Annotated in this window: 21 protein-coding genes; 13 read left to right on the forward strand and 8 right to left on the reverse strand. The window is 46.6% G+C overall.

Annotated features, from left to right (window positions below):
• The first annotated feature begins 313 nt into the window (after positions 1–313).
• Positions 314–715 (forward strand): GFA family protein, encoded by a 402-nt coding sequence (locus tag ACJJIL_RS05795; protein WP_444925517.1) that lies wholly within the window; start codon positions 314–316, stop codon positions 713–715.
• 171 nt (positions 716–886) lie between these two features.
• Here the strand turns inward: ACJJIL_RS05795 and ACJJIL_RS05800 are convergent, their stop codons facing one another.
• The 6 genes from ACJJIL_RS05800 to ACJJIL_RS05825 form a co-directional block, all read right to left on the reverse strand.
• The gene (locus ACJJIL_RS05800) at positions 887–2,185 is read right to left on the reverse strand and encodes a HupE/UreJ family protein (protein WP_445361389.1); all 1,299 of its coding nucleotides are present in this window, start codon (positions 2,183–2,185) and stop codon (positions 887–889) included.
• A 28-nt stretch (positions 2,186–2,213) separates the two neighbouring features.
• On the reverse strand, positions 2,214–3,593 hold the full coding sequence (locus tag ACJJIL_RS05805; protein ID WP_445361390.1) for a hypothetical protein: 1,380 nt from the start codon (positions 3,591–3,593) through the stop codon (positions 2,214–2,216).
• A gap of 463 nt (positions 3,594–4,056) precedes the next feature.
• On the reverse strand, positions 4,057–4,542 hold the full coding sequence (locus ACJJIL_RS05810; protein ID WP_445361391.1) for a hypothetical protein: 486 nt from the start codon (positions 4,540–4,542) through the stop codon (positions 4,057–4,059).
• Positions 4,543–4,693: 151 nt separating this feature from the next.
• Complete coding sequence (locus tag ACJJIL_RS05815) at positions 4,694–5,305, reverse strand: TPM domain-containing protein (protein WP_444911226.1); 612 nt, start codon at positions 5,303–5,305, stop codon at positions 4,694–4,696.
• Complete coding sequence (locus tag ACJJIL_RS05820; RefSeq protein WP_445361392.1) at positions 5,305–6,051, reverse strand: TPM domain-containing protein; 747 nt, start codon at positions 6,049–6,051, stop codon at positions 5,305–5,307. Before ACJJIL_RS05820 ends, ACJJIL_RS05815 begins: the two co-directional genes overlap by 1 nt.
• Before the next feature lie 21 nt (positions 6,052–6,072).
• Positions 6,073–6,687: a LemA family protein gene (locus ACJJIL_RS05825; protein ID WP_413662768.1), complete on the reverse strand. Its 615-nt coding sequence runs from the start codon at positions 6,685–6,687 to the stop codon at positions 6,073–6,075.
• Between the two features lie 86 nt (positions 6,688–6,773).
• On the opposite strand from ACJJIL_RS05825, the gene ACJJIL_RS05830 reads away from it, so the two are divergent.
• From ACJJIL_RS05830 to ACJJIL_RS05885, 12 genes are all read left to right on the forward strand, one after another.
• Positions 6,774–7,310, forward strand: a complete 537-nt coding sequence (locus ACJJIL_RS05830; protein ID WP_444898018.1) for a YaeQ family protein — start codon at positions 6,774–6,776, stop codon at positions 7,308–7,310.
• 14 nt (positions 7,311–7,324) lie between these two features.
• Complete coding sequence (locus ACJJIL_RS05835; protein WP_108733959.1) at positions 7,325–7,807, forward strand: YajQ family cyclic di-GMP-binding protein; 483 nt, start codon at positions 7,325–7,327, stop codon at positions 7,805–7,807.
• 11 nt (positions 7,808–7,818) lie between these two features.
• Positions 7,819–8,763 carry an esterase-like activity of phytase family protein gene (locus ACJJIL_RS05840; protein WP_445361393.1) on the forward strand — a complete coding sequence of 315 codons (945 nt, stop codon included), beginning with the start codon at positions 7,819–7,821 and terminating at the stop codon, positions 8,761–8,763.
• A 246-nt stretch (positions 8,764–9,009) separates the two neighbouring features.
• Positions 9,010–9,948: a hypothetical protein gene (locus ACJJIL_RS05845; protein WP_445361394.1), complete on the forward strand. Its 939-nt coding sequence runs from the start codon at positions 9,010–9,012 to the stop codon at positions 9,946–9,948.
• Positions 9,949–10,018: 70 nt separating this feature from the next.
• Positions 10,019–10,954 (forward strand): hypothetical protein, encoded by a 936-nt coding sequence (locus ACJJIL_RS05850; protein ID WP_445361395.1) that lies wholly within the window; start codon positions 10,019–10,021, stop codon positions 10,952–10,954.
• Between the two features lie 13 nt (positions 10,955–10,967).
• Positions 10,968–11,558 (forward strand): uracil-DNA glycosylase family protein, encoded by a 591-nt coding sequence (locus ACJJIL_RS05855; protein ID WP_444911219.1) that lies wholly within the window; start codon positions 10,968–10,970, stop codon positions 11,556–11,558.
• A gap of 2 nt (positions 11,559–11,560) precedes the next feature.
• Positions 11,561–12,283: a uracil-DNA glycosylase gene (ung, locus tag ACJJIL_RS05860; protein ID WP_444911218.1), complete on the forward strand. Its 723-nt coding sequence runs from the start codon at positions 11,561–11,563 to the stop codon at positions 12,281–12,283.
• A 1,043-nt stretch (positions 12,284–13,326) separates the two neighbouring features.
• Entirely contained in the window at positions 13,327–15,462 is a 2,136-nt protein-coding gene (locus ACJJIL_RS05865; RefSeq protein WP_444911217.1) for a type I secretion system permease/ATPase, read from the forward strand.
• Positions 15,459–16,865 carry an HlyD family type I secretion periplasmic adaptor subunit gene (locus ACJJIL_RS05870; protein WP_413662761.1) on the forward strand — a complete coding sequence of 469 codons (1,407 nt, stop codon included), beginning with the start codon at positions 15,459–15,461 and terminating at the stop codon, positions 16,863–16,865. Before ACJJIL_RS05865 ends, ACJJIL_RS05870 begins: the two co-directional genes overlap by 4 nt.
• A 162-nt stretch (positions 16,866–17,027) precedes the next feature.
• Positions 17,028–17,387 carry a hypothetical protein gene (locus tag ACJJIL_RS05875; protein WP_445361396.1) on the forward strand — a complete coding sequence of 120 codons (360 nt, stop codon included), beginning with the start codon at positions 17,028–17,030 and terminating at the stop codon, positions 17,385–17,387.
• An 852-nt stretch (positions 17,388–18,239) separates the two neighbouring features.
• Positions 18,240–20,852, forward strand: a complete 2,613-nt coding sequence (locus ACJJIL_RS05880) for a calcium-binding protein (RefSeq protein ID WP_445361397.1) — start codon at positions 18,240–18,242, stop codon at positions 20,850–20,852.
• Between the two features lie 346 nt (positions 20,853–21,198).
• Complete coding sequence (locus ACJJIL_RS05885; RefSeq protein ID WP_444893218.1) at positions 21,199–21,438, forward strand: DUF1059 domain-containing protein; 240 nt, start codon at positions 21,199–21,201, stop codon at positions 21,436–21,438.
• A 139-nt stretch (positions 21,439–21,577) separates the two neighbouring features.
• On the opposite strand, the gene ACJJIL_RS05890 is transcribed toward ACJJIL_RS05885, so the two are convergent.
• Complete coding sequence (locus ACJJIL_RS05890) at positions 21,578–22,123, reverse strand: hypothetical protein (RefSeq protein ID WP_445361398.1); 546 nt, start codon at positions 22,121–22,123, stop codon at positions 21,578–21,580.
• 186 nt (positions 22,124–22,309) lie between these two features.
• Positions 22,310–22,861 (reverse strand): hypothetical protein, encoded by a 552-nt coding sequence (locus ACJJIL_RS05895; protein WP_445361399.1) that lies wholly within the window; start codon positions 22,859–22,861, stop codon positions 22,310–22,312.
• Positions 22,862–22,923 lie beyond the last annotated feature (62 nt).

A 22,923-nucleotide genomic window follows, 5' to 3' on the forward strand; every position in this document is an offset into this window, starting at 1 on the left:
AAACTTGAATCAATGTTGAGAGAAATCAGGTTAGATAAAGGTTTGTGCAAATAGAAAACGCAAAAAGATATGCGCGCCATAAAAACCTGTTCTTTCTGATAACCTTTTATCTATTTGGAGTGGAAGTTCAGCCTGAGACATTTGTTGTAGAACAGATAGCTAATACCGGAGTTAAAATTAGCTGGAGGGATTGTTCAGTGCGAATAGATGCTCTTTTGGGGCTCCATGATCGGTTAAAATCTATACAAGGTGATATAGATGTCTCAGATATGTGGGCTTTGTATCTTTCTATTATTAAAAAAGGAGTGTCTTTTTGACTAAAGGTGAATGCAATTGTGGAGAGATAGCTTATGAGATACAAGAATCCCTCACAGATTTATATATGTGCCACTGTTCAATCTGTCGTCGCTCCACAGGGAGTGGCGCTATTACTGTAGCTATTGTGCCTACCGAGAAGTTTAGTTGGATTAAAGGTAAGGAGAACCTTAAGTATTGGTCTAAGCCCGGGCATGATTGGCATACAAATTTTTGTGCTACTTGCGGTTCGACTCTGCCCGGAGAGAATGATTCTTTAAATACTTACATTCCTGCAGGAAGCTTGGTGGATGGTAACGAGAATCTAAAAGTGGTTCATCATTTATGGGTTGACTCAAAGGCCTCTTGGGAAGTAATAGGTGACGCCGGGAAGCAGCATCCCAAGGGGTTTGGATCTTAAATTATTTAACGTCCTGGTTTATTGCGCTTTGTATTTTTACTCATTATTACATGTGTAGTGACAGGGAGGTTAATTTTGGAGTGAGTTTTGCCTCTGGAACTTGAGAATACAAAGTAGTTTTAGGTGTATTATCTCGGCTGTAATAACCAGAGAGAAAGCTCATTCTCCTGTTCAGAAAATTGCCGAAACAAGCTCATATCCTCTATCTAATGTCCAGATAAAAGCAATTGCGCTACAGAGTCCAGCAGCAGAATAACGTATCCGGATTTCCCATTCCTTTTTCCACAGCCTGGCCAAATAGGCAAGGGGCCATATGGCAAGAATTATGAGTACTTGCCCGGCTTCTACCCCCAGGTTGAAGGCCAAGAGGCTTTGCCAGATATTTGGGGAGTCAACTTGGAGTATTTCATTTAATACAAGTGAAAAACCCAAGCCATGGAGCAGGCCGAGCATACAGGTGCCGATAAAAATTGTGCTTTCGCTGCCTATGATCTTAGTGTCTTCCCTGTGTAGTGATATCCAGGCCATATAGATTATGGATAGGGCAATACCGGTTTCTACCATAGGTACGAACCAGCTGACAGTGGGAGCAAAGCCAAAGAATCCGGCTGAGAGGGTGATACTGTGACCAATGGTAAAGCCGGTAGCGCGCCATAAGAGTAGGGGTAGGCTGAGTGCACCGAGGCTTAGGCAGAGTACAAATAACACGTGGTCCAACCCCTTCAGGATATGGGCGATGCCCTCCGCCAGAAAAGTCTTCACAGCGTCTATTGAGGAGTGGGTAATCAATAGTGCCTCTTGCATAAGACCGCGTGAGCGAAAGACCTGGGTCTTACCTGGGTTGTAATCCAGTACCAGGTTGGCGGTGTCTTCCTGGTTGGGGAGGCCGGGGTTAAGAGAGCTGGATAGTTGGTATTCTCCAAGGGGAGCTTCCAGAGGGTAGAAGATCTGAATATCAACCAAGGTGTCACCCACATACAACCTTTGATTGGTATCTTCAGGTAAATATTGCTGCAAAAATGCCTGCTGTGCCTCCTCCAGCGTTGCAAAACCTGGTTCATTTCCTATCCGATACAGGCGCACGGCTTTTACATCGCCTTTTATCTGCTTGTCAGTATTGCGGAGAAGAGTGGCTCTCTCTGCAATATCACCGAGTCCTAGAGGCGCTAGCTCCAGCTGCTGAAAATCCACATAATGGACCAAGTCGCCTTGATCCAATGAGTTTTTGGTATAGGGCGCGGGTTGTGAGAGTTTGCCAGTATAGGGGTCGCGACCCAGCCCTGTTTTATCTGCCAGTAAATAGGGCATAGGCACTCTCATATATAGGTTGGCACCACTAGCTGTGTGCTCTATATGGAAAATCCGTACATTGAAGTTAAGAAGAAAGTGCGCTTGTGCTTGCCCGCTGAGGCTGGATATGAGGAAGTATAGAACGATCATTGCGGGCAACTTGAGTGTGCTGTTTTTCATGGCTCAAACTATTTCTCTATTTTTCTTCTTACCGTACGGATAGGGGCGTAAATCCAGCGATTTTCCAGTGGTTATCAGACTGGATAATTGCGATATTGGCCCGGGTCTCTTGCGGTCTTTGTTCAAAGTGTCCCCAGCTTCGGTCCTCTACTACCGCCTGCCAACTAGTAATCAACCGGAATCCTTTGTTGCCATTCAGGTTAATTTGACTGGAGTACTCGACTTTAAGATTTGTAATAGCACTGATTGATCCCAAGCCACCACTCGTTGTTTGGGGGCGATAAATTTGTGCCAGATTTGAATAGGCACTTTCGAACCCTTCCTTGGTAATCAGGTTTTTCAGCTTTAATTCCAGATTGATCGGTAGAGGCTCTTTAAATGCGGCTGCAACTTTTAACAGTAGCTGTTCTGTTACTTGGCCCAAGTCCCGTTTTTTAGCGGTTCCTGGAAGGTTTACCCGGTATTCTTCTGGAAGATTGAGGTACAAAGCGACAGCTGAGATTATTATGGCGGTATAGAGAATAGTTGAACCCTTGCGGCCTATAAGTGAGTGTTTTGTGGATAGCGTCAATACAATTATCGTAATAATAAGAAATGAAAATAGGATTGCCATAGGGACCGCCAGGCTGGGGGTTTCTATTGCAAGTGGATCGCTATTTGGAGGTCGGTAATCGTATAGGTAGTTGTGCCACTGAATATCAGGAAATGAGGGAATTACATGGGTGGGGAATGGGCCTGCGGGGTCCTGAATTAGGGTGGGAACGGAGTTGATCGTATCGGTGAATAGATTCCAGTCTACGGTAACACTCTGGGGCAGTGCATCGATGGAAAATTTTTCCCGGTAGCCAATCATCACTGAGCCCATTTCAATAGTGTCATTCTCTGAAATCTGTGAGTACCCGCTGTTATTTGCGCGGAGAAAAACAGTCTCAATGCTATTCGGCTGTGAGGGCGACTGATCAATAGAAGTTGGATTTTTATTATTTAGATAGCTGCGTACTGTGTGGTGTAGGAAGGCCTTACTTTCTGGTGTTAATAGTTGCCAGGCATCAAAAGGGTGATTAGTCCACTCCAGTAAGTCCTTGGTGCGCACGAGTATCTCATGGCGTATCTGGCGGGGCTCTACGTAGAGGAAAGACATTAGAGGGTAGCGATTATGCCGACTAATATCGGTGTTCTTAAAATGTGTATTCCATGGGTCTTTCCAGTCGATAATGAGTGGTTCAGGTTGGGATAGGTAGTGAAAGCCGCTGATAGGTGTTTGCCCGTGGCGACTGGTAAAGCCAATTGTCACGGATGCCAGCTTATCACTACCCATGGGTGGTTTTAGTTGCAGGTCTGAAAGTCCACCGATTGGATATTTCAGCTGAGTTAAAAGAATCTTTTTATCTGCCGGGAAATCCGGCATTTTTATGCCGGTGCGGGGATCGGTTTGCCCAGCAAAAGGGGAAATTCTAGGTTTCCTTTGGGCTACTCGAATTGAGATGACTTTGGGCTTAATGCTCTTATTTCCAGAGAGTACTTGAAAATCGAAAGGTTGCTGGGTTTTTGCTGATTGGACCAGTCGATAAATGTCTGGTGTATCCTCAATTCCTGGCCAAAATAGTTTGGCATCGCTTGCTGATATCTCGAATCTAATGTTTAGGATATTTTTTTGTATATCAATCTCCGCAATATTGTTGGCGGTCTCAGCGCCACTTAAACTGATGAAATCAGCCTTGCTGGTTGTTGATAATGCACAGATGAATAATATCAAGGCCAGGCTGATAAGTATTTTGTTGAATGATAAATAAAATTTCGTTTTGGGAGTCATGTGTTGTTTGGGCAGAGTTTATCTGTTGCACCTTATTCATTTTTGAAGGAGGATTAATTTAGTCTGGTGCTTCAAGATCAGTACCGAAGGTTGCATTGACTTCCCCGTAGATTTTCTCAGTCAGCTTTGTATAAATTACTTTTCCGCCATAAATAGTGGGTACGAATACAACCTCAGCAGGGTCAGCTGGTAACTTTTCGGACTCCGGCTTGGTACTGCTGGGGTCCCAAGTCGGAAAATTCACTTGCCGGTTACTGATGGCCCATTCCATCCTGAGAGCGTTGAGATCGCCAATGTGGTTGCTGTACTGATGCTCGACATGAAAAGTTAATTTATCGCTGTTACCCAATGCCGGCAGGAAGTAGGTGGTGGCTTGCTTTTGGCGAGGGGAGGCTATACGAGTGCCGGGCAAGTAAGCGTCCCCGATTGCCGAAGTCGTATTTTTCTTTTGTAGTTCTTGAGACCAGAGAGCGGCACTGAATCCAGATACCAGTAACAGAAGAGTAATACTGAAAAGTTGCAATAGGGTTTTAGTCGGAAACATCTTCTTGTACAGAGTTTACTTATGGGTTTTATGCCTTTAGGCAGCTTAGTTGATGATTCAAGTCACAATATGAGGGTAGGTTGGTATGGCGTGGAGTTTCGTTTTGAAACTTGAATAAGTTGGTGTTGCCAGTTTTGGGAGATACGGGGATTTAATTGATGACGACTAGATGATTCGGCAGTTCATCTTTAATGGTGCTGGTGGGTATCGCTTCGTGAAGTAGATCTCCGCATTGCTCAATACATGCCAGTAATGCCTCTCCAGCTTTTCCCCGCTTGATTTGTTGCACAAAATTTTCAACTACTCTCTGCCAGTTGTCATTGGTGATGTGTTGGGCAATGCCTCTGTCGGCCAGTATTTCTACATAGTGTTCGGCTTCTGAAACAAATATCAGTAGCCCGAGTCGGTCCTTGGTTGCGTGTAAATCCTGCTCCAGAAATTGCCTGCGGGCTAAATTTGAAGCTCGCCAGAATTTTATTTTCTTTGGTACCAGGCGCATGGTGATGGGGCGCCAGCGGAATATTACTGCCAGGACAATAAATAAAATCCACTGAAGCGTCACCGCCTGTTGGAGGTTGATCCAGAACGGCAGGAATTCGATCAGAGGGGAGACTAACAGTGTTAGGAATGCGGCCCATAGGGTAGAGATATAGAGGTAGTTGTCGGCTTCCTTGGCGACCACAGCCATGACTTCAGCGTCGGTGCGGGACTCTACTTCCTTGATTGCCTCTGCTACCTGGCGTTGATAAGTATTGGTGAGCATTACCATCCTCCCGATGCGCCCCCTCCGCCAAAACCTCCGCCGCCCCCGCTAAACCCGCCCCCAGAGCTGCCGCCGGATAGACCTCCGCCAAATCCACCTCCACCATAGTAGCCGCCGTAGCGCCCCCGCTTAAAAATGCGGCTCTGTGCAGGTGAACCCAGTGCGGCACTGCCGAAGAGGTGTAGCATGACCAGCAGAAGGAATAGGCCGACCAGTACAGCAATTCGACGCCTCTCTTTGGTTTCTACGGGTTCAGCGACATATTCATTTTTCGTCGCGGCGATAATTGATCGAACCCCTGCATTGATTCCGCCGCTAAAATCGCCATTGCGAAACTCTGGCAGTACTTTGGTTTGGATAATATTTGCCGCCAGTGCATCGGTTAGGGCTCCTTCCAGGCCGTAGCCTACTTCGATACGGACCTTTCTATCATTGGGCGCAATCAGGAAAAGCACTCCATTGTCTTTGTCTTTTTTTCCTAGCTTCCACTTGCGTGCCAGTTGGTTGGCATACTCCTCTATAGTGATGCCCTGAAGCTCGGGGATGGTGGCTACAACCAGCTGATTGTCGCTGTCGCGCTCATACTGCTGTATCAACTCAGTAAGTTGGTATCTCTCATCGGCCTTTAACAACTCTCCCTGATCTACTACCCGGCCGGACAGCGCTGGAAACTGTACATCGGCCCAGGCTGTTAAGGCACAGACCAGAGCGATCAGGGTGGTTATGGTAAGACTGGGGCGGTTCATTTTGGGGTCGATGGCGCCTGTCTATTGGAAGTTGACCTCAGGTGCCTTATCGGCATCTTCACTGGTGGCTTCGAAAGTTTCTCGAAGCGGCATATCCCTGTAGAGCACGGCATGCCAGATTCTTCCTGGAAAAGTGCGAATCTCGCGGTTGTAGCGCTCTACAGCCTGGATATAATCCCGGCGCGCGACACTGATGCGGTTTTCGGTGCCCTCTAACTGAGATTGCAGTGTGAGGAAGTTCTGGTTGGCTTTTAGGTCGGGGTATCGCTCTACCACCAACATAAGGCGGGATAGCGCGCTGGTTAACTGGCCTTGTGCTGCTTCGAACTGTTGCAGCTTGGCTGGGTCATTGAGAAGGTTGCCGTCAACCTGGAGAGAGCTGACTTTGGCCCTAGCCTCAGTGACGGCTTGTAGGGTTTCCCGTTCGTGGGATGCGTAAGCTTTTACGGTTTGCACCAGATTGGGAACCAGATCGGCACGGCGCTGGTATTGGTTTTGAACCTGGGCCCAGGTGGCTTTAACCTGCTCGTCATAGGTTGGGATATTGTTGACACCACAGCCGCTGAGGGTGGTTGCCAGCAGCAGTAGCAGTGAGCTCTGCCAAAAGGGCCAGCCGCTGGGGAGCGCAGAGGTCATGCGGAATATCCTTATTCTCACGTGAACCCATCAAGAATAGTCCGCCTGACTCCCGGCGCTGGAGAAGGCATCACCATGGAGCCAAAATGGCGTTAAAAGCAACAATATTTAAGGCCAAAGTCCAGATATCCGATATGGACAGGGATTATTACGCCGAACATCCGCTCACTTTGGCGCGACATCCCTCGGAAACAGATGAGCGTATGATGGTGCGCCTACTGGCTTTTGCACACAATGCGGCGGAAACGCTGGAGTTTACCCGGGGATTGTCCTCCGATGAGGAAGCGGATCTCTGGCAAAAAAACCTGAGCGGGGAAATCGATCTCTGGATTGAAGTGGGGCTTCCCACTGAGGAACGAATTCGCAAAGCCTGCAACCGCTCGAAGCGCGTTATCGTATACAGTTACGGGCGCCGTGCAGCACCAATCTGGTGGCAGAAACAGGCCAGCCAATTGGAGCGCTTTGATAACCTTACCGTCTACCATTTAGCCGCTGATGCCACTGAGCAATTGGCGGCTATGGCTGAGCGCAATATGGAACTGAGTGCCACCATTCAGGATGGCCATATCTGGCTGGCCGATAGTGACAACAACGCGGAGATTACTCCGGAAACCTGGAAATAGGAGCAGACAACTTAATGCCTTCTTTTGACATTGTATCTGAAGTGGATAAGCACCAACTCACCAACGCTGTGGATCAGGTGAATCGCACTATTACCAACCGCTTCGACTTTAAAGGTGTGGATGCGGAAGTGGAGATGAGTGAGTTCTCCCTGGTAGTTCGCGCTGAAGTGGACATGCAGGTAGACCAGATGGTGGATATGCTGCGCGGCGCGCTGATCAAATGCGATATCGATCCACTGGCGATGGATGTAGGTGATAAAGAGCAATCCGGCAAGCAGGTCAAATTGGACGTGACCCTGAAAAATGGCCTTGACAAAGAACTGTCAAAAAAGATTGTTAAGCTGATCAAAGATGAAAAGCTCAAGGTGCAGGCTGCCATTCAGGGTGAGCAGGTGCGTGTTACTGGCAAGAAGCGCGATGACTTGCAGCAGGTGATCGCCTTGTTGCGCGGTAAAGAGCTGGAACAGCCTTTGCAGTTTAATAACTTCCGCGATTAATTGGTTTTGCAGTGATCAAGCGTACTCTCTTCAGTGTTCTATCCGTGCTGTTGTCGCCACTGGCGATAGCCGCAGAAATTACCCCGGCTAGGTTGCTGGCCAGCTATTGGGTTGATAGTAGTGCAGGCCTGGATATTTCCGGCTTAAGTTTCTGTTCTGGAGATCTGCTGGCAGTCTCCGATAAGAATTCTGAAGAGATCTACACGCTTGAATTTCGCGATGGCAGTGCCGACCTGGTACCACATCTTCGCTTAAGCGGCCTTGGGGTACCGGAGCAGGATAAGCCTGTCAGCGCTTGGGAAGGCTTCAAGGAGTTGTTCCGCCCGGCAGAAGATCTGGACTTTGAAGGTGTTACCTGTAGCGATGGCCAGGTCTATCTGGTCAGTGAGCATTACAACCGTATTGCCATCGTAGATATCGAGGGAAATGCACGCTGGCAGGAGCATAGCTGGTCGGCATTAGCCAGGTCCCAGGGGTTCCTGCAGAAGACCAATGCTTCCAGCGAGGGGTTGGTGAAAGCCGACGATACTTTCTGGGTAGCCATGGAGCGCGAACCCCGTGGTTTGTTGAGGCTTAATGCAGATGGCGAGGCCAGCACACTGACTCTGCCTCAAGTAGATGACCTGGACTTTGCTGGCCGTTCAGAGGACTTGGCGGGATTGGATTACCACGACGGCGCACTCTTTACTTTGGAGCGCAACGCCCACGCCGTGTGCCGCAGGGCACTTCCTAGCCTGGAAGCCGAGTGGTGCCTGGATTATCGCGCCCTTGAAGAATCTCCCGAGCGGGTTTATGAAGAAACCCGCTATGGAAAGGGCGAGGGGCTGGCAGTCGGAGAGCAGGGTATTTTCGTTATCCTCGACAACAATAATATCGGCCGTGCCCTGGCGCCTGACGACAAGCGCGCGCTGTTGTTGCATCTGGCAATGCCAGATGAGGCCAGTAGGCAGCAATAATTGACTCTGTCTGGCGCCGTACTTCCCGAGAGTCGGCGCTAATCCCATCCCTTTAGTTCTTTCCCGTTCAACAAGCCCCTCCATTGTTAAAATATCTTCTAGTCACTAGCGCTAAAATTGTTTAGAGCAATTGGGGTAACTATGCTGTGTACCAATAGCTATTGGGACCATACAGCTTGGTAGTGTCTGTTGGCCGCAGGGAATCTCCCGGTTCTTAAATCACTTTGGCGATAAATTGGAAGGATCGTGATTAAGCGTATTTTTTTAACTATCGTATGTGCATTCTTGTCATCCTTGGGGCTGGCAGCTGAAATTATTCCCGCCAAAAAAATAGCTCATTACTGGGTGGATGATAGTGCCGGGTTAAGCATATCTGGACTGAGTTTTTGCGATGGAAAAATGGTTACGGTGTCGGATAAGCAATCCAGGGAGATCTACCAGATAGTATTGGGAGATAGGAGTGCAACCTTGGAGCCTTATATCAAGCTGGCTGGGCTCCGGGTTCCGAAAAAAGATAGGCCTACTAATTTATGGTATTTTCTACTGGAACTTACTCGTCCAGCCGCAGCGATGGACTTTGAAGCCATTACCTGTGCCGATGATAAATTCTATTTATTGAGTGAACGTTACAACCGGATAGCCGAAATAAATATGGAGGGAAAGGGCCATTGGTTAGAAAATATGTGGTCGGCCACGGCTAAAGCCCAAGGCTATATGCACGGGTACAATCTCTCCGGTGTAGGGCTACAGAAGGTGGGCGATGACTTTTGGATGGCTATAGAGCGGGATCCCCGTGCCCTGGTAAAACTCGGCCCCAAGGGAAGTGTACAGATTTTTACACCGCCGCCAGTAAAAGGGCTGGATTTTCGCGATGAGTCGGAAAATATGGCAGGCCTCTATTATTATGATGGCGCCTTGTGGACCCTGGAGCCTAATGCCTATGCAGTTTGCCGCAGGGAGTTACCCAGCTTGAAAGCTGAGTGGTGCCTGGATTACTGGGAACATGAAAACTCCTCTGAACTCGGCTACGAGGTATCGCGGACCGGCGGCAAAGGAGATGGTTTGGCTATTGGAGAGCAGGGCGTTTTTATCGTGTTTGATAATGATAATATCAGCCGTATTCACGACCCTCAGGATCGCAGAGCACTTTTCCTACATTTGGCCTTGCCCGAAAAAACGGACTAAATTACAAGAAAAATTGCCTTTATAAAAATTAAAACTCCTCAATTATTTTTTGTAGCTAGAGGGAGATAATGTGATTAAGTTATTTTTCATTGTAATTATTCTTGCACTTCTTCCCACTAAGGGAATTGCTGCGGATATATTTCCCGCCAAGAGTATAGCAAGCTATTGGATAGATAACAGTTCAGGGGTGGGCCTTTCTGGTTTAACTTTTTGTGACCAATTAATAACGATATCTCCTAAAGAATCAGAAAAAATATATAGAATCAATTTATATGATCAGGGCGCGACATTAGAAAGTCATCTGAATTTTAGTAGTTTACCTCCTCCCAGGAGAGGAGAAACCAACAACGTTTCTCACTTCGTTATGGATCTCCTTCGACCCAAGTCTGCAATGCGCTTTGGTGGGGTTTGCTGCAGAGATAATGGTACCTTTGTGTTAAGCGAGCGTTATCATCGAGTGGCACATGTTGAAGAGGGTGGTAGGTCAACCTGGTTACATGATAAGTGGTCAGCCGTGTTAAGACACATGGGTTATCACCTAAAATACAATAATGGTGGAGAGGGGATTGTAGAGGTTGGAAACAGCTTATGGATTGCGATGGAGCGGGAGCCTAGAGGCCTATTAAAAATAGGGACTAATGGAGAGTTTCAAGTTTTTTCACTGCCCTCCGTTGCTGAATTGGATTTTCGAGGACATCCTGAAAATTTAAGGGGGCTTGATTATCATGACGGCGCTCTTTTTACTCTTGAAAGCAACGCACATGCGGTATGTAGGAGAGCTCTTCCGAGCTTGCAAGCTGAATGGTGCTTGGTTTACCGTGAGGTTGAAGAATCCCCAGAGCACGCCTATGAAGTGTCACGGTTGGGGGGGATGGGGTCTGGAGTTGCTGTAAATAACCAGGGGGTATTTGTGGTTTTCAATAACAATAATATCAGTCGTGCCCGTGATCCCCTGGATCGCCGCGCGCGGTTGTTACATTTGGCTTTCCCCGACGGTAAACAATAGGGACATATAGTAGGTGGTAGTTGAGAAGTTACCGGCACTGCTGGAGGAAATACGGGCTTGTCGCCTCTGTGAAGAACAGCTTCCTCTAGGGCCGAATCCAGTCTTGAGGGCTGCAGCGTCTGCACGCCTATTGATCGTCGGCCAAGCCCCGGGCACCAAGGTCCACGCGACCAGTATTCCCTGGAATGATCCCTCAGGAGATCGCTTGCGAGATTGGCTGGCGATTGATAGGAACACCTTTTACGACGAGTCCCAGATTGCCATTATTCCCATGGGCTTCTGTTACCCTGGGCGCGGCAAGGGCGGTGACCTGCCGCCGCGACCCGAGTGTGCCGCCACCTGGCATCAGCGCCTAATGGCACAATTACCCAACTTGCAACTGTCGCTGTTGGTGGGACAATACGCCCAGCGCCATTACCTCCCGCACTGGTATGGCAGTATTACCGAGAATGTTCGACATTACCGTGATGCACTGCCAGCGGGATACTTTCCCTTGCCGCATCCAAGCCCGCGCAACACCCTGTGGTTGCGTCGCAGGCCCTGGTTTGAGGAGGAAGTTGTGCCCGAGTTACAACACTATGTTAAAAAGATATTGAAGGTTTAAGAATGCCGGTTCCGGACAAAATAAAGATCCACCCCTCTTGGTACGATGTTTTGGGCGGGGAGTTTGACCAACCCTATATGACCCAATTGCGTCAGTTTTTAAAGGGGGAGAAGGCTGCCGGCAAGAAGATCTACCCAGCCGGTGGCCAGATCTTTAATGCCTTTAACTCCACACCTTTTGATCAGGTAAAAGTCGTTATCCTGGGTCAGGACCCATACCATGGCGTTGGCCAAGCCCATGGCCTGTGCTTTTCTGTGATGCCCGGAGTACGCATTCCCCCATCGCTGCAAAATATTTATAAAGAGTTGCACTCCGATATGGGTATTCCCCCTGCACACCACGGTTGCCTGCAACCATGGGCAGAGCAGGGCGTGCTTTTGCTAAATGCCACCCTTACTGTTGAGGACAGCAAGGCCGGCGCCCACCAAGGGCAGGGTTGGGAGCAATTTACGGATGCGGCGATTCATAAGCTAGCGGAACAGCGTGAAGGGTTAGTCTTTGTTCTTTGGGGGAGCTATGCGCAAAAGAAGGGAGGCTTTATCGACCGCAATAAGCATTTAGTGTTGCGTGCTCCACACCCCTCCCCTCTATCTGCGCACCGGGGTTTCTTTGGAACCCGTCCTTTTTCCCAGGCAAATCACTGGTTGCAACAGCGTGGAGAAAAGCCTATTGAGTGGGCTTTGCCAGAGGCGGGTCAATTGAAGCGGATTGCGGTAGAACTTTAGAAATTTCGGTACATACCTTTTGTCCAGGAGGCCTCTGCATCGCCACAGCCAGTGCTAAAGATCGCTGTGCGGTCGTCGTGGAGGTTTTTTTATTTTAGGTCAAGGGTACAGTCCATACTATCTTGGGTAGTCGAGAGCTTGGGAGTCGTTCTTTAATGGTTTTAACTACCGCCAGCAAGGGTGTTTGACTTTCGGTTCCTTGTCCAGATCTACCCTCAATATACTCTCCACAGAGATGAATGCTATCTAATTTAATGAAGATCAATAGCTCATATTAGTGGTCCTGCCCACCCCCATCGACTCCATACGCCAGTCTCCGTTACTGAAGATGCCCAGCGAGTCCAACAACTTCATACAAGAAATCTTTATTACCTGGCAAATGAACAGCCCGCAAGGAATCAATTGCTAAGGCGTGGTGTTGTTTGAGAAATGAACAGTGTCTGACCTGTCTTATTTGAGTGTATTGAAGTGCAGGTCTTAACTTACATACTCTTTAAGTGATGGCAAGCGAGCCTCTTTTTAGGCTGTATTTTATCACACGTTATCACAAACACCTTCCACAATTAACCTGCTGTATTTATATACAGCTTTTGGCGCTAAGTAAATGCGATAGTTGAGGCGATATATGGATGCATAAATTATTGCAGAAAGAGAGTTTATTATCTCCGCGTATTTAAAATTATTTCTCTACCTTGGGGGAGTGTCATCCCATATTGGGCGAGGATTTTTTGGCGATTAAATATGCATTCCGTTTTTTCTACTGAATTTTGTGTTTTTAGTTTTTTGGTTGACTTTTGTTCTGCAATAAGCTGCATCGTAGAGATCTTTGTGAGTGCTTGTTGGATAGTAAACTAAATTTCAGTTTGTTTTTGCGGTAGCTTGTATTGAGGTCTTTGTCACAAAAATACTGTATATTTAACCAGTTGGTACGCTTTGCTATCAATTTCAGTTTTCTTTCTGTTTACTGGGTCCACATTTTCTCCTACTCTCGCTCTTCCCATTTTCAGGATGGGTAAACAGGAACGTTGTATTGGAGAGTAAATATGGAAATTGTAATCGACAGGGAAAGTTGTCTCTCTAGTCTTTCTGTTATTGCAAGATTTCATCAGCTCGCGGCTAACCCTGAAAAACTTTATCGAGAGTTTCCGCTGGAGAATCTGGCCGCTCACGAAGTTTTAAGGGCCGCTGCCTTTCTCGGACTTAAAGCAAAAAAACAGCGGTGCTCACGTGCAAAGCTAGAAAGTCTGCCGTTGCCCGCAATATTGCTCGATTCTACTGGAGCCTGCACGATTCTGGCGGGCATTCGGGATGGTAAGGTACTGTTACAAAAGGCTGGGCAAAAAAGTCCAGTTGTGCTGCCGGTTGAAGAGCTACCGATTGGAGAGTCTGGGTTATTATCGGTTTTTTTGTTTCGTAAGAAAGGAATTTTGTCGTCTGTAGAGCGAAGGTTTGATATTTCGTGGTTTATACCTTCAATTCTTAAGTATAAGAAATTGCTAGGGCAGGTATTGCTTGCTTCCTTTTTTATTCAGTTGTTTGCGCTGATTACCCCGTTATTTTTTCAGGTTATTGTAGATAAGGTGCTTGTTCACCAAGGATTAACCACTCTCGATGTGCTAGCGTTTGGTTTCCTAATGGTCTGCGTGTTCGACGTGATTTTAAATGGGTTGAGAACCTATCTATTTAGTCATACTTCTAATCGGATAGATGTGGTGTTAGGGGCTCGCCTTTTTAGTCACCTACTGCGTCTACCAATTGCTTACTTTCAGAGCCGTCGAGTAGGGGATACGGTAGCCCGAGTGAGAGAGTTGGATTCCATTCGCCAGTTTATCACTGGATCAGCATTGACACTTTGTGTCGATCTGTTTTTTACATTGGTCTTTTTTGCCGTAATGTTTCTCTACAGCCCAACACTAACGTGGATCGTGCTGGGCTCTCTGCCGCTATATGTATTGTTGTCAATCGTCATCACTCCAATTTTGAGGAGTCGATTACAAGAAAAATTTAAGTTGGGCGCAGAGAATCAATCTTTTCTTGTTGAAGCTTGTAATGGGGTTGAAACCTTAAAAAGTATGGCGGTTGAGCCGCAAATGCAGCGGCGTTGGGAGGAGCAGTTGGCCGGCTATGTCAATGCTTCATTTAGGGCTTTGAATCTAGGTAATGTCGCTAGTCAATGTGCCAGTTTGATTAATAAATTAGTTACGGTGGGAGTTTTGTGGGTGGGTGCTCACTTGGTGATCTCTGGTGATCTGAGTGTAGGTATGTTAATCGCTTTCAATATGATTGCAGGTCGGGTTAGTCAGCCAATTTTGAAATTAGTACAGCTGTGGCAGGACTTCCAGCAAGCGGGCATCTCTATTAAGCGACTGGGGGATATTCTCAATTCTCCAACAGAGGCAGGGCATGATCCCAACCGAACTACTCTACCGACAATTCGAGGTGAGATACGCTTTGAGCATGTGAAATTCCGCTATGGCCCTGAACGCCCGCTGGTTATTGATGGTATCCAGTTATCCATAAGACCCGGGGAGGTTGTAGGTATTGTCGGTAAGTCCGGTTCAGGGAAAAGTACTTTAACCAAGTTAGTTCAGCGTCTTTATGTGCCTGAAGGGGGTCGCGTTCTTGTGGATGGTGTTGATCTGGCGTTGGTGGACCCGGCATGGTTGAGGCAAAAAGTGGGGGTGGTATTGCAGGAGAGCTTCCTGCTCAATCGAACGGTTCGGGATAATATTGCGCTGGCAGACCCCGGTGCCCCTATGGAAAAAGTGGTGGCTGTCGCAAAGCAGGCTGGTGCTTACGATTTTATTCTTGAGCTGCCGGAGGGATTCGATACGGTGGTAGGAGAGCAGGGCAGCTCCCTGTCCGGTGGTCAAAAGCAGCGAATTGCCATAGCGCGGGCGCTGATGGCGGACCCGAGGATACTGATCTTTGATGAGGCGACCAGCGCTTTGGACTATGAATCAGAGGCTATAGTGCAGGCGAATATGCGCCAGATTTGCCGGGGTCGCACAGTGCTGATTATTGCCCATCGCCTATCCGCAGTAAGGGATGCAAATCGTATTGTTGTTATGGAGAAGGGAAGGGTTGTAGAGCAGGGCAGCCCCAAGCAGTTAATACAGAAAAAAGGGCATTTCGCCCGCCTTAATGCCATGCAGTCTAATTTGCGGGAGGTGGTATGAAGCGTTTTCTATCCCCGTTGAATTTTAATCGCTGGATAAACCGGCGTGACTCGGTGCTGGAGTTTGTGCCCGCTGCACTGGAGGTGGAGCGATCGCCACCAAATCCATTGGGGTTGTGGCTTATTAACACCATTTGCCTGTTTTTTACGATAGCCATTCTTTGGGCTATTTTTGGCAAGATTGATATCGTCGCCGTGGCTGAGGGCAATTTGATTCCCGATGGAAAGGTGAAAACGATTCAAGCAAAAGAGCTATCGGTAGTCCGCGAGATTCATGTGGAAGAGGGGAGTCAAGTAGATGCTGGAGATCCGTTAATCACATTGGATGCTACTAATGCAGCTGCGGATCAGGATAGATTGGAGAATGAATTAACTGTCTCCCGCGCTCGCCTGGAAAGGGAGCGGGTGTTCAGTGCACTTTTACCCGCGTTGCGGGACGGGCGAGCGAGCACAATAGATGAAGCCTTAATTTTGCTAAAGGCGCAGTTAGCAGCGACGGGGGTAGAGGAGCAGTTTCATTTTCAGCGAACTCTATTGAGGGGATACCTCTCTGATCACCTTGCTGAGGTTAGGTTAATTGACCAGCAGATCACATCAAAGCAACAAGAGCTCAGGATGTCGCGTACCTTGGTCAGAAAGGCTGAAAAGAAACTGCCTATTCTAACTGAGCGCACTGACTCCCTACGCCAGTTACTTGACCGACAAATGGTGGCTCGTGATCGATACCTGGAATTGGAGCAGCAGCGTATTGATGCAGAAGAAGAGTTGGCGCTTGAAAGGGAAAGAATAGGTCAATATCAATCCCAGCTAGAAGAGCTTAATTTGCAAGCTTCCGCTTTACTTAGTAACGCTCTTTACCAGAGTTACTCGCAGCAAGAGGAGTTAGAGCGCAATATCGCGGCACAAACCAAGGAGCTGGAAAAGGCCAGGTTGCGCAGGGATCAGCAAGTAATTCGAGCGCCCATAGCTGGAACTGTACAAGAACTTACTATTCATACGAAGGATGCGGTTCTAGAATCTGCGCAAGCCCTGATGCAGATAGTACCTAGGGGCAGTAACTTACAGGTTCAGGCATGGATATTGAATAAAGATATTGGTTTTGTCGAAGAGGGGCATCCGGTAACGGTGAAAGTATCTACATATAATTTTACCAAGTATGGCACTGTATCTGGAGTCGTTGCCAATATCTCAAAGGACGCAGTAATGGATGAAGAGCGGGGATATCGTTATCTTTGTGATATCGAATTGGATGCTCAAGAATTAAAACAGTCTAATGATGCATCCCTCTTCTTGCGTGCGGGTATGCATGTTGTGGCTGAGGTGAAAACGGGCAGAAGAAATATTTATGAATACTTTACTAAGCCTGTTCGGGAGTCTTTTGACAGTAGTTTTGTTGAGAGGTGATTGCATATTTGCTTTTGTTTTAAGGGTGATAGTTTATGAGGGTTAAGCATCGTATCCTCCTTGGTGTTGGTTTTTATTTTCACTCCTGTCGCATTTATTTTTCTGGGGGGTGCTTGGGTCTGAATTGAATAAATGTTTTTGGGGTTTTCAGGTTCGTCTTCCGTGCATAAAAAAACCGATAAGGTTTGTGAGGTTGTGAATATATCCCGAATTGATATTCCTGCATCTAAATTAAGATATGACGACTCAATTAAGATTTCATATGTGGAGCATGTTAAGGATGATGATTTTTTCTATGTTGATACAAGTCACAATGAGATAAAGGGTGGAGCTCCAAGGCTTATGCATCATAACCTAAAAATTGTAAGGGTATCCGATAGAAAAATTCTTGGAGAGTTTAGTTTATATGCAAGAATTGGTCAGACTTTTCCAGAGGTTGGTCATGTAAATTCTACTTCGTGTGAGGGTGGAGCTGAAGCTTCTGCTAAATTCATGCAAACTGTAGTTAATGTGAAGGATTAGTTAAAGTATTGTAAGAGTCGCTCCAGAAGGTCTATGAGCAAAAGAGTGTTTTCTCTGTCTTAAGTATATATTTATTGCTGTTGCCAATTTAATTTTATCATTTTGTTTGGTTGTGGGGTGGTGAGTTCATTCTGGTGAGGGTTGCCATCATTGGCAACGGTTAAATATATAAAAGCTGCCAAGTAGTTTTAGATGGAAGTTTGAGGGAATATAAATATCGACAAGCTATGTTGGTCATTTATATCTGTAATTATTTTTACAGCTGGTGGAAGCTGTTGTCCAGTTGACTTTCCTCTTGGGCTAAGGCATAGAAAATATTGATAAGCGACTTATGATTTGTTTGGGGTTAAAAGGGGGCTGATTCATATTTCAAATTGGCCTTTCAGTTTGATTGAATTCTGTTGCATGGATAAACAAGCTATACGGTTTCTTATCGTTTATCTTTTTGTGTTGTGATCTTGAATTTCAATGTTTAAGTTCGGTAAATATTTTAATTCATCATTTCCTTTTGGGTGGCGTGTGTTTGGCTAATGTCTTCATTGGTTCTGGGTTTCATATTTTTGTTTTTAGGGTTGTGAATCTTTTATGTGAGCAATATATCGCTAATAAAGATCGGTTTTTAATTGAAAAAGAGGAGTGTTTTATGGTGGAGGTCTAAAGGTCAATTAGCCTGAATACAAGGTAATTCAAAAGGGTGATAAAGATATGCTTGGTGTCTACGTGTCGCTTCTAAACGTTGGGCAGGCCTTTCTTATGCCTTTTGGAAAACCTCTCGCTTACTTGTGTTTTGATAGCGTGGGTAAGGAGAGTAGCTTTCTATAAACGATTTAAATTATTAAGGAATGATAAAAAATGATCGAAAGTTCTTTTGAAAAATCAGAGCTTGCTTTAAAAGTTAGCGCTACATTAGAAACAGATTCTGTGTCCGATCAGGTTGGGGGTAATTTGAATGCCATTATTAGTAATGGCGGAAGTTCTGTGTTTAATGATGCTAATAACCAATCCAGTCAGTTTGCCTTAAGTGAAGTGGGGGCGGAAGAAACTATTTCTGGATCTGAGGCTGATGACACCCTTGGTGGTGGGCAAGGAGATGATGTTTTAATGGGATATGGGGGCAATGATACCCTGATAGGCCAAGAGGGAGCGGATACCCTCATTGGCGGTGAAGGGGATGATCGCTATATCTATTACCCCGGCGATGGCCAGGATGTAATCGATAATACCGGCGGCGGTGAAGAATGGCTCTTCTTTAATGGTGGGATTGGGCGAGATCGCTTAAGTTTCCAGCGCGACGGTGATGACCTAGTGATTTTGGTTGACGAGGATGCAGAGCAGTCTGTCCGTGTAGTGAACCACTTCTTGGGCGGTGATTATGCGATTGATTATATCCAGCCCAATGGAGATGACCCATTAAATCAGGAGTTCGCATTCACTGAGAGTGAAATTAACCAGATTGTTGCTGCGGGTAGTAGTGACTTTGATGCGGTTATCGAAGGTACGTCAAATGATGAGCAGCTGGCGGGTACATCAGGTAATGATCAAGTCAATGGTCTTGAGGGCAATGATACTTTATTTGGTATGGCCGGCGACGATGAGTTACTCGGCGGAGAAGGTAACGATTTCCTAATAGGGGGAAATGGTATGAATAGTAACTCTGGCGATGATACCCTTTACGGCGAAGAGGGCAATGACATTCTATCCGGTGAGGATGGTAATGACCTGCTTGTCGGTGGTGTTGGAGACGATCATTACTACTACGGCGCTAATGATGGTGTGGACGCTATCGACAACACGGGTGGTGGTACTGACTGGATCATACTCAATGATGGTATTTCCAGAGATCAGCTCAGCTTCCATCAGGATGGTGATGATTTAGTTATCCTGGTTGACTCTGATTTGAACCAACAAATTCGTGTGCTGAATCATTTTCAGGGGGGAGACCAAGCCATTAGTTACGTTCAGCCGAACGATGGTGGTTATGCGATTGCGGCGACCGAGATCCCTGCTTTACTGGAGTCACTGCCCGGTTCCGATAATGGTGGCGAGGAAGGCCCGGAAGATGACTTTGACACGGTAGTAGAAGGTACAGATGCAGGTGAGCAACTGGTAGGGACATCTGGTAATGATCAGCTACAAGGCCTTGCCGGCGATGATGTGTTATTTGGTATGTCCGGTGATGATGAGCTACTGGGCGGCGCAGATAATGATTATCTGAGCGGCGGAAATGGCGGAAATAGCGGATCCGGCAACGACACCCTGCATGGTGAGGATGGCGATGACATCTTGTCTGGTGAGGATGGCGATGACTTGCTGATTGGTGGCCTGGGTAACGATCAATACTACTACGGTACTAATGGTGGGGTGGATACGATTGATAATACCGGCGGCGGTACCGACTGGATTCTCCTTACTGATGGTATTGCTAGGGAGCAGCTCAGCTTCCATCAAGATGGCAATGACTTAATTATTCTGGTCGACTCTGATTTGGAACAGCAGATTCGAGTTCTCGGACATTTTGAAGGTGGTGACAAAGCAATTAGCTATGTGCAGCCGGATGATGGCGATTTCGCTATTGCAGCAGCGACAATTTCTGGTTTGCTCGAATCCCTCCCAGGTACAGATAACGGTGAAGAGCCTGAAGAGGATTTCGACAGTGTTGTTGAGGGCACAAGTAGCGGTGAGCAGTTGGCAGGGACCTCTGGCAACGACCAAATAAAAGGCCTTGAGGGGGATGATACTCTGTTCGGTATGTCTGGCGATGATGAACTGCTCGGTGGCGCTGACAATGATTTCCTAGTCGGGGGTAACGGCACCAACAGTAATTCCGGCAATGATGCGCTTTACGGTGGAGACGGCGATGATATTCTATCCGGTGAGGATGGTAATGATTTGCTGGTCGGAGGCCTTGGCGATGATCATTATTATTATGGTTCAAGTGGCGGTATCGATACCATCGATAATACGGGCGGCGGAACGGATTGGATTCTGCTCACTGACGGAATTGGCAGAGACCAGCTCAGCTTCCATCAAGATGGTGATGATCTCGTTATTCTTGTCGATGCGGATCTAAATCAGCAGCTGCGGGTTCAAGGGCACTTCTTGGGTGGAGATAACGCAATCAGTTTTGTTCAGCCCAATGATGGTGGCTATGCAATACCGGCCGCAAACATCCCCGGGCTTCTTGAGGCACTTCCAACTTCGGACACTACTGCTAGCAGTAACTTTATTGCTAGTGCTTTGGCTGAGCCAGGTCAGGAAGAGATAGTTGAATATGATGGGTTTGAGGTTGGAGTTAGTGAAAGCTCTGTTCTGACTACTAACTCAGCGCTTCAAGTGGATATGGCGGATAGTTTGGTCAGTGCGATGGCTGCTTTCGGGGGTGAACCTATGGGTGAATCTCAGTTTGCTAGCGGTCCTCGGGAGGACGTAGAAATGGTTATTGCCAGTAGCTTCCAGGCAGCTTGACTCTAAAATTGGCGGCCCTTGTGGTCGCCTTTTCTACTTCTATCTCGGGTTGGTGGAGTTTGATGGCTGTGATAGATATATAATAATCCTTTCCCCTATCCGTTTGGTGCCTGGTGATTGCTTTCAATGATGCTCCTTAAATGTCCATCACCTAAAGGCGTATAACAACTATTTGTCTGTCAATTGACAGTGGCTGTATGTGTTAGTTATCTGCTTAGGCATTGTTTTGTGACGGGGGGCTTTAGAGGTTTGAAACGCCATCAGAGCTATTATCTATTTGGAGCTCTTTTGAAGTTATTTATCTGTCAGATAAAGTATCACTTGTGAAATCTAAGGTGGAATTGCTATGAAAATGATGACCTGCAAGGAGTTAGGAGGCGCCTGCGATGTGGAGTTTCGTGGGGATAACTTTGAAGAGGTGGCGGAGCTTAGCAAGATGCACGGAATCGAGATGTATCGAAAAAATGATGCACAGCACTTGCAAGCTATGAAAAAAATGCAGGATTTGATGAAAGATCCAGAATCAATGCAGAAGTGGTATGAGTCAAAGAAGGCGGAATTTTCAGCTCTCCCGGATTGTAAATAGAAAAATTAGTATTTTATGGGTGGAGATTGATTTGGCCTAATAAGCTTGGTAGCTAAAGTTTGATTAATAATATATGGATTGAGTAATTCGAAAAGGGTTTCCACTTGGGTGGTATATATTGCTTGGCTAATAATCCTATCTATTTAAGATTGGCAGGGTGCCTCTTTTTGGTTTCAACGGCCTTCCAAAGAGGTCGCATTAATAGCCGGGCAAACGCAAAGCCGACAAAAAACAAGTTACAGATATAGGCTAAAAAATAAGGGCCAAACTCTCTTTCGAAAAATATGCCAGTAGCGTTGAGGGTGCTGACGATAACTACCGATGAAGCGATACTGAAAAGCCCATAGTAGGTAACTTTCATTACAATAGACACAAATTTGAAGTGTCTTTTTTTCCACAGATAGACAATAAAGCCTGTGGTGGCTATTCCCATCAAGGAGCTGCTTGTAGACCAAACATAGCCAGCATCGATACGGAAGTTCAAAAGTGCCAAAGAAAAGGCGGCGAGCAGTGCGCTGAATAGGCTGATATAGACAATCATGGCCAGAGACACCACATGACCCCTAGAGATACTCTCTATTCTCCTTGACTGAAATGTGGCAACCATTGCCGCAAATCCTGCCAGCACTATGGATATTTCAATAATGACAAGCAATTGATCGATTTGTACCGACAGTTTTTCCATCTTCCGCTATTGTCCCAAGCAGAAAGGTTAAATAGGAAAGCTGATAACAGTATATGAGTGAAATGGAGAGCTGGTAAGTTGTTTCCTGTCTCGTAATTGGCTTTATTTTAGCCCGCTTGCTATATGGTTAATAATTGTTGTTAGGTGTAAGTGTCCAACGATTGGCGCCACGTTTTTAGCTAAAAATCAGCCGGACGCCACTGTTTTCTCCTTGCGGGTTCGGCCTAGTTCATTTTCTTTAACGGCTACCCACAATGGGCGCATAAGTAGTCTTGAAAATGCATAACCAACGACAAAGAGGTTGCAAACAAAGGATAAAAAATACGGCCCATATTCCTTGTTGAAGACAATCCCTAGCGCATTCATGATATTGATAATAACTACTGAGCCGGCAATGCCAAAAAGAAGGAAGTAGGTAATCTTGGCGACAATAGAGATAGATTTGAGCCGTTTCTTTATCCAGAGATAGCCGATAGAGAATGATGTAGCCACACTCATGGCAAAACTACTTAAGGACCACAGGGTGCGATCAGCAAGATCAAAATTGGATAGAGTCAGGGTGAAGGCAGCCAGTAATGCGTTGATCAAACTGATATAAATAATCATCGCGAGGGATACAATTCTTCCTTTGCCAAGATTTCTGCCTTTTGTGGGTTGGAGTGTGCCAACTATTGCAGCAAAGCCTGCCAGAATAATGCAGCATTCAAGAACGACAATTAGTTGGTCTAACTCTTTCAATATTGCCTCCCTCAACTGCTTTATTTAGCTGAAATTTTGAAGCCCAGGGAAATATCCATAAA

It is taken from the genome of Microbulbifer maximicatervae (SeqCode) (assembly GCF_052468095.1).

Coding starts and splice junctions, on each gene's coding strand:
- ung (WP_444911218.1), top strand. CDS start 11,561: ATGCCGGTTCCGGACAAAATAAAGATCCACCCCTCTTGGTACGATGTT.
- ACJJIL_RS05885 (WP_444893218.1), top strand. CDS start 21,199: ATGAAAATGATGACCTGCAAGGAGTTAGGAGGCGCCTGCGATGTGGAG.
- ACJJIL_RS05825 (WP_413662768.1), bottom strand. CDS start 6,687: ATGACCTCTGCGCTCCCCAGCGGCTGGCCCTTTTGGCAGAGCTCACTG.
- ACJJIL_RS05870 (WP_413662761.1), top strand. CDS start 15,459: ATGAAGCGTTTTCTATCCCCGTTGAATTTTAATCGCTGGATAAACCGG.
- ACJJIL_RS05880 (WP_445361397.1), top strand. CDS start 18,240: ATGATCGAAAGTTCTTTTGAAAAATCAGAGCTTGCTTTAAAAGTTAGC.
- ACJJIL_RS05890 (WP_445361398.1), bottom strand. CDS start 22,123: ATGGAAAAACTGTCGGTACAAATCGATCAATTGCTTGTCATTATTGAA.
- ACJJIL_RS05835 (WP_108733959.1), top strand. CDS start 7,325: ATGCCTTCTTTTGACATTGTATCTGAAGTGGATAAGCACCAACTCACC.
- ACJJIL_RS05830 (WP_444898018.1), top strand. CDS start 6,774: ATGGCGTTAAAAGCAACAATATTTAAGGCCAAAGTCCAGATATCCGAT.
- ACJJIL_RS05800 (WP_445361389.1), bottom strand. CDS start 2,185: ATGAAAAACAGCACACTCAAGTTGCCCGCAATGATCGTTCTATACTTC.
- ACJJIL_RS05805 (WP_445361390.1), bottom strand. CDS start 3,593: ATGCCGGATTTCCCGGCAGATAAAAAGATTCTTTTAACTCAGCTGAAA.
- ACJJIL_RS05815 (WP_444911226.1), bottom strand. CDS start 5,305: ATGCTCACCAATACTTATCAACGCCAGGTAGCAGAGGCAATCAAGGAA.
- ACJJIL_RS05810 (WP_445361391.1), bottom strand. CDS start 4,542: ATGTTTCCGACTAAAACCCTATTGCAACTTTTCAGTATTACTCTTCTG.
- ACJJIL_RS05820 (WP_445361392.1), bottom strand. CDS start 6,051: ATGAACCGCCCCAGTCTTACCATAACCACCCTGATCGCTCTGGTCTGT.
- ACJJIL_RS05865 (WP_444911217.1), top strand. CDS start 13,327: ATGGAAATTGTAATCGACAGGGAAAGTTGTCTCTCTAGTCTTTCTGTT.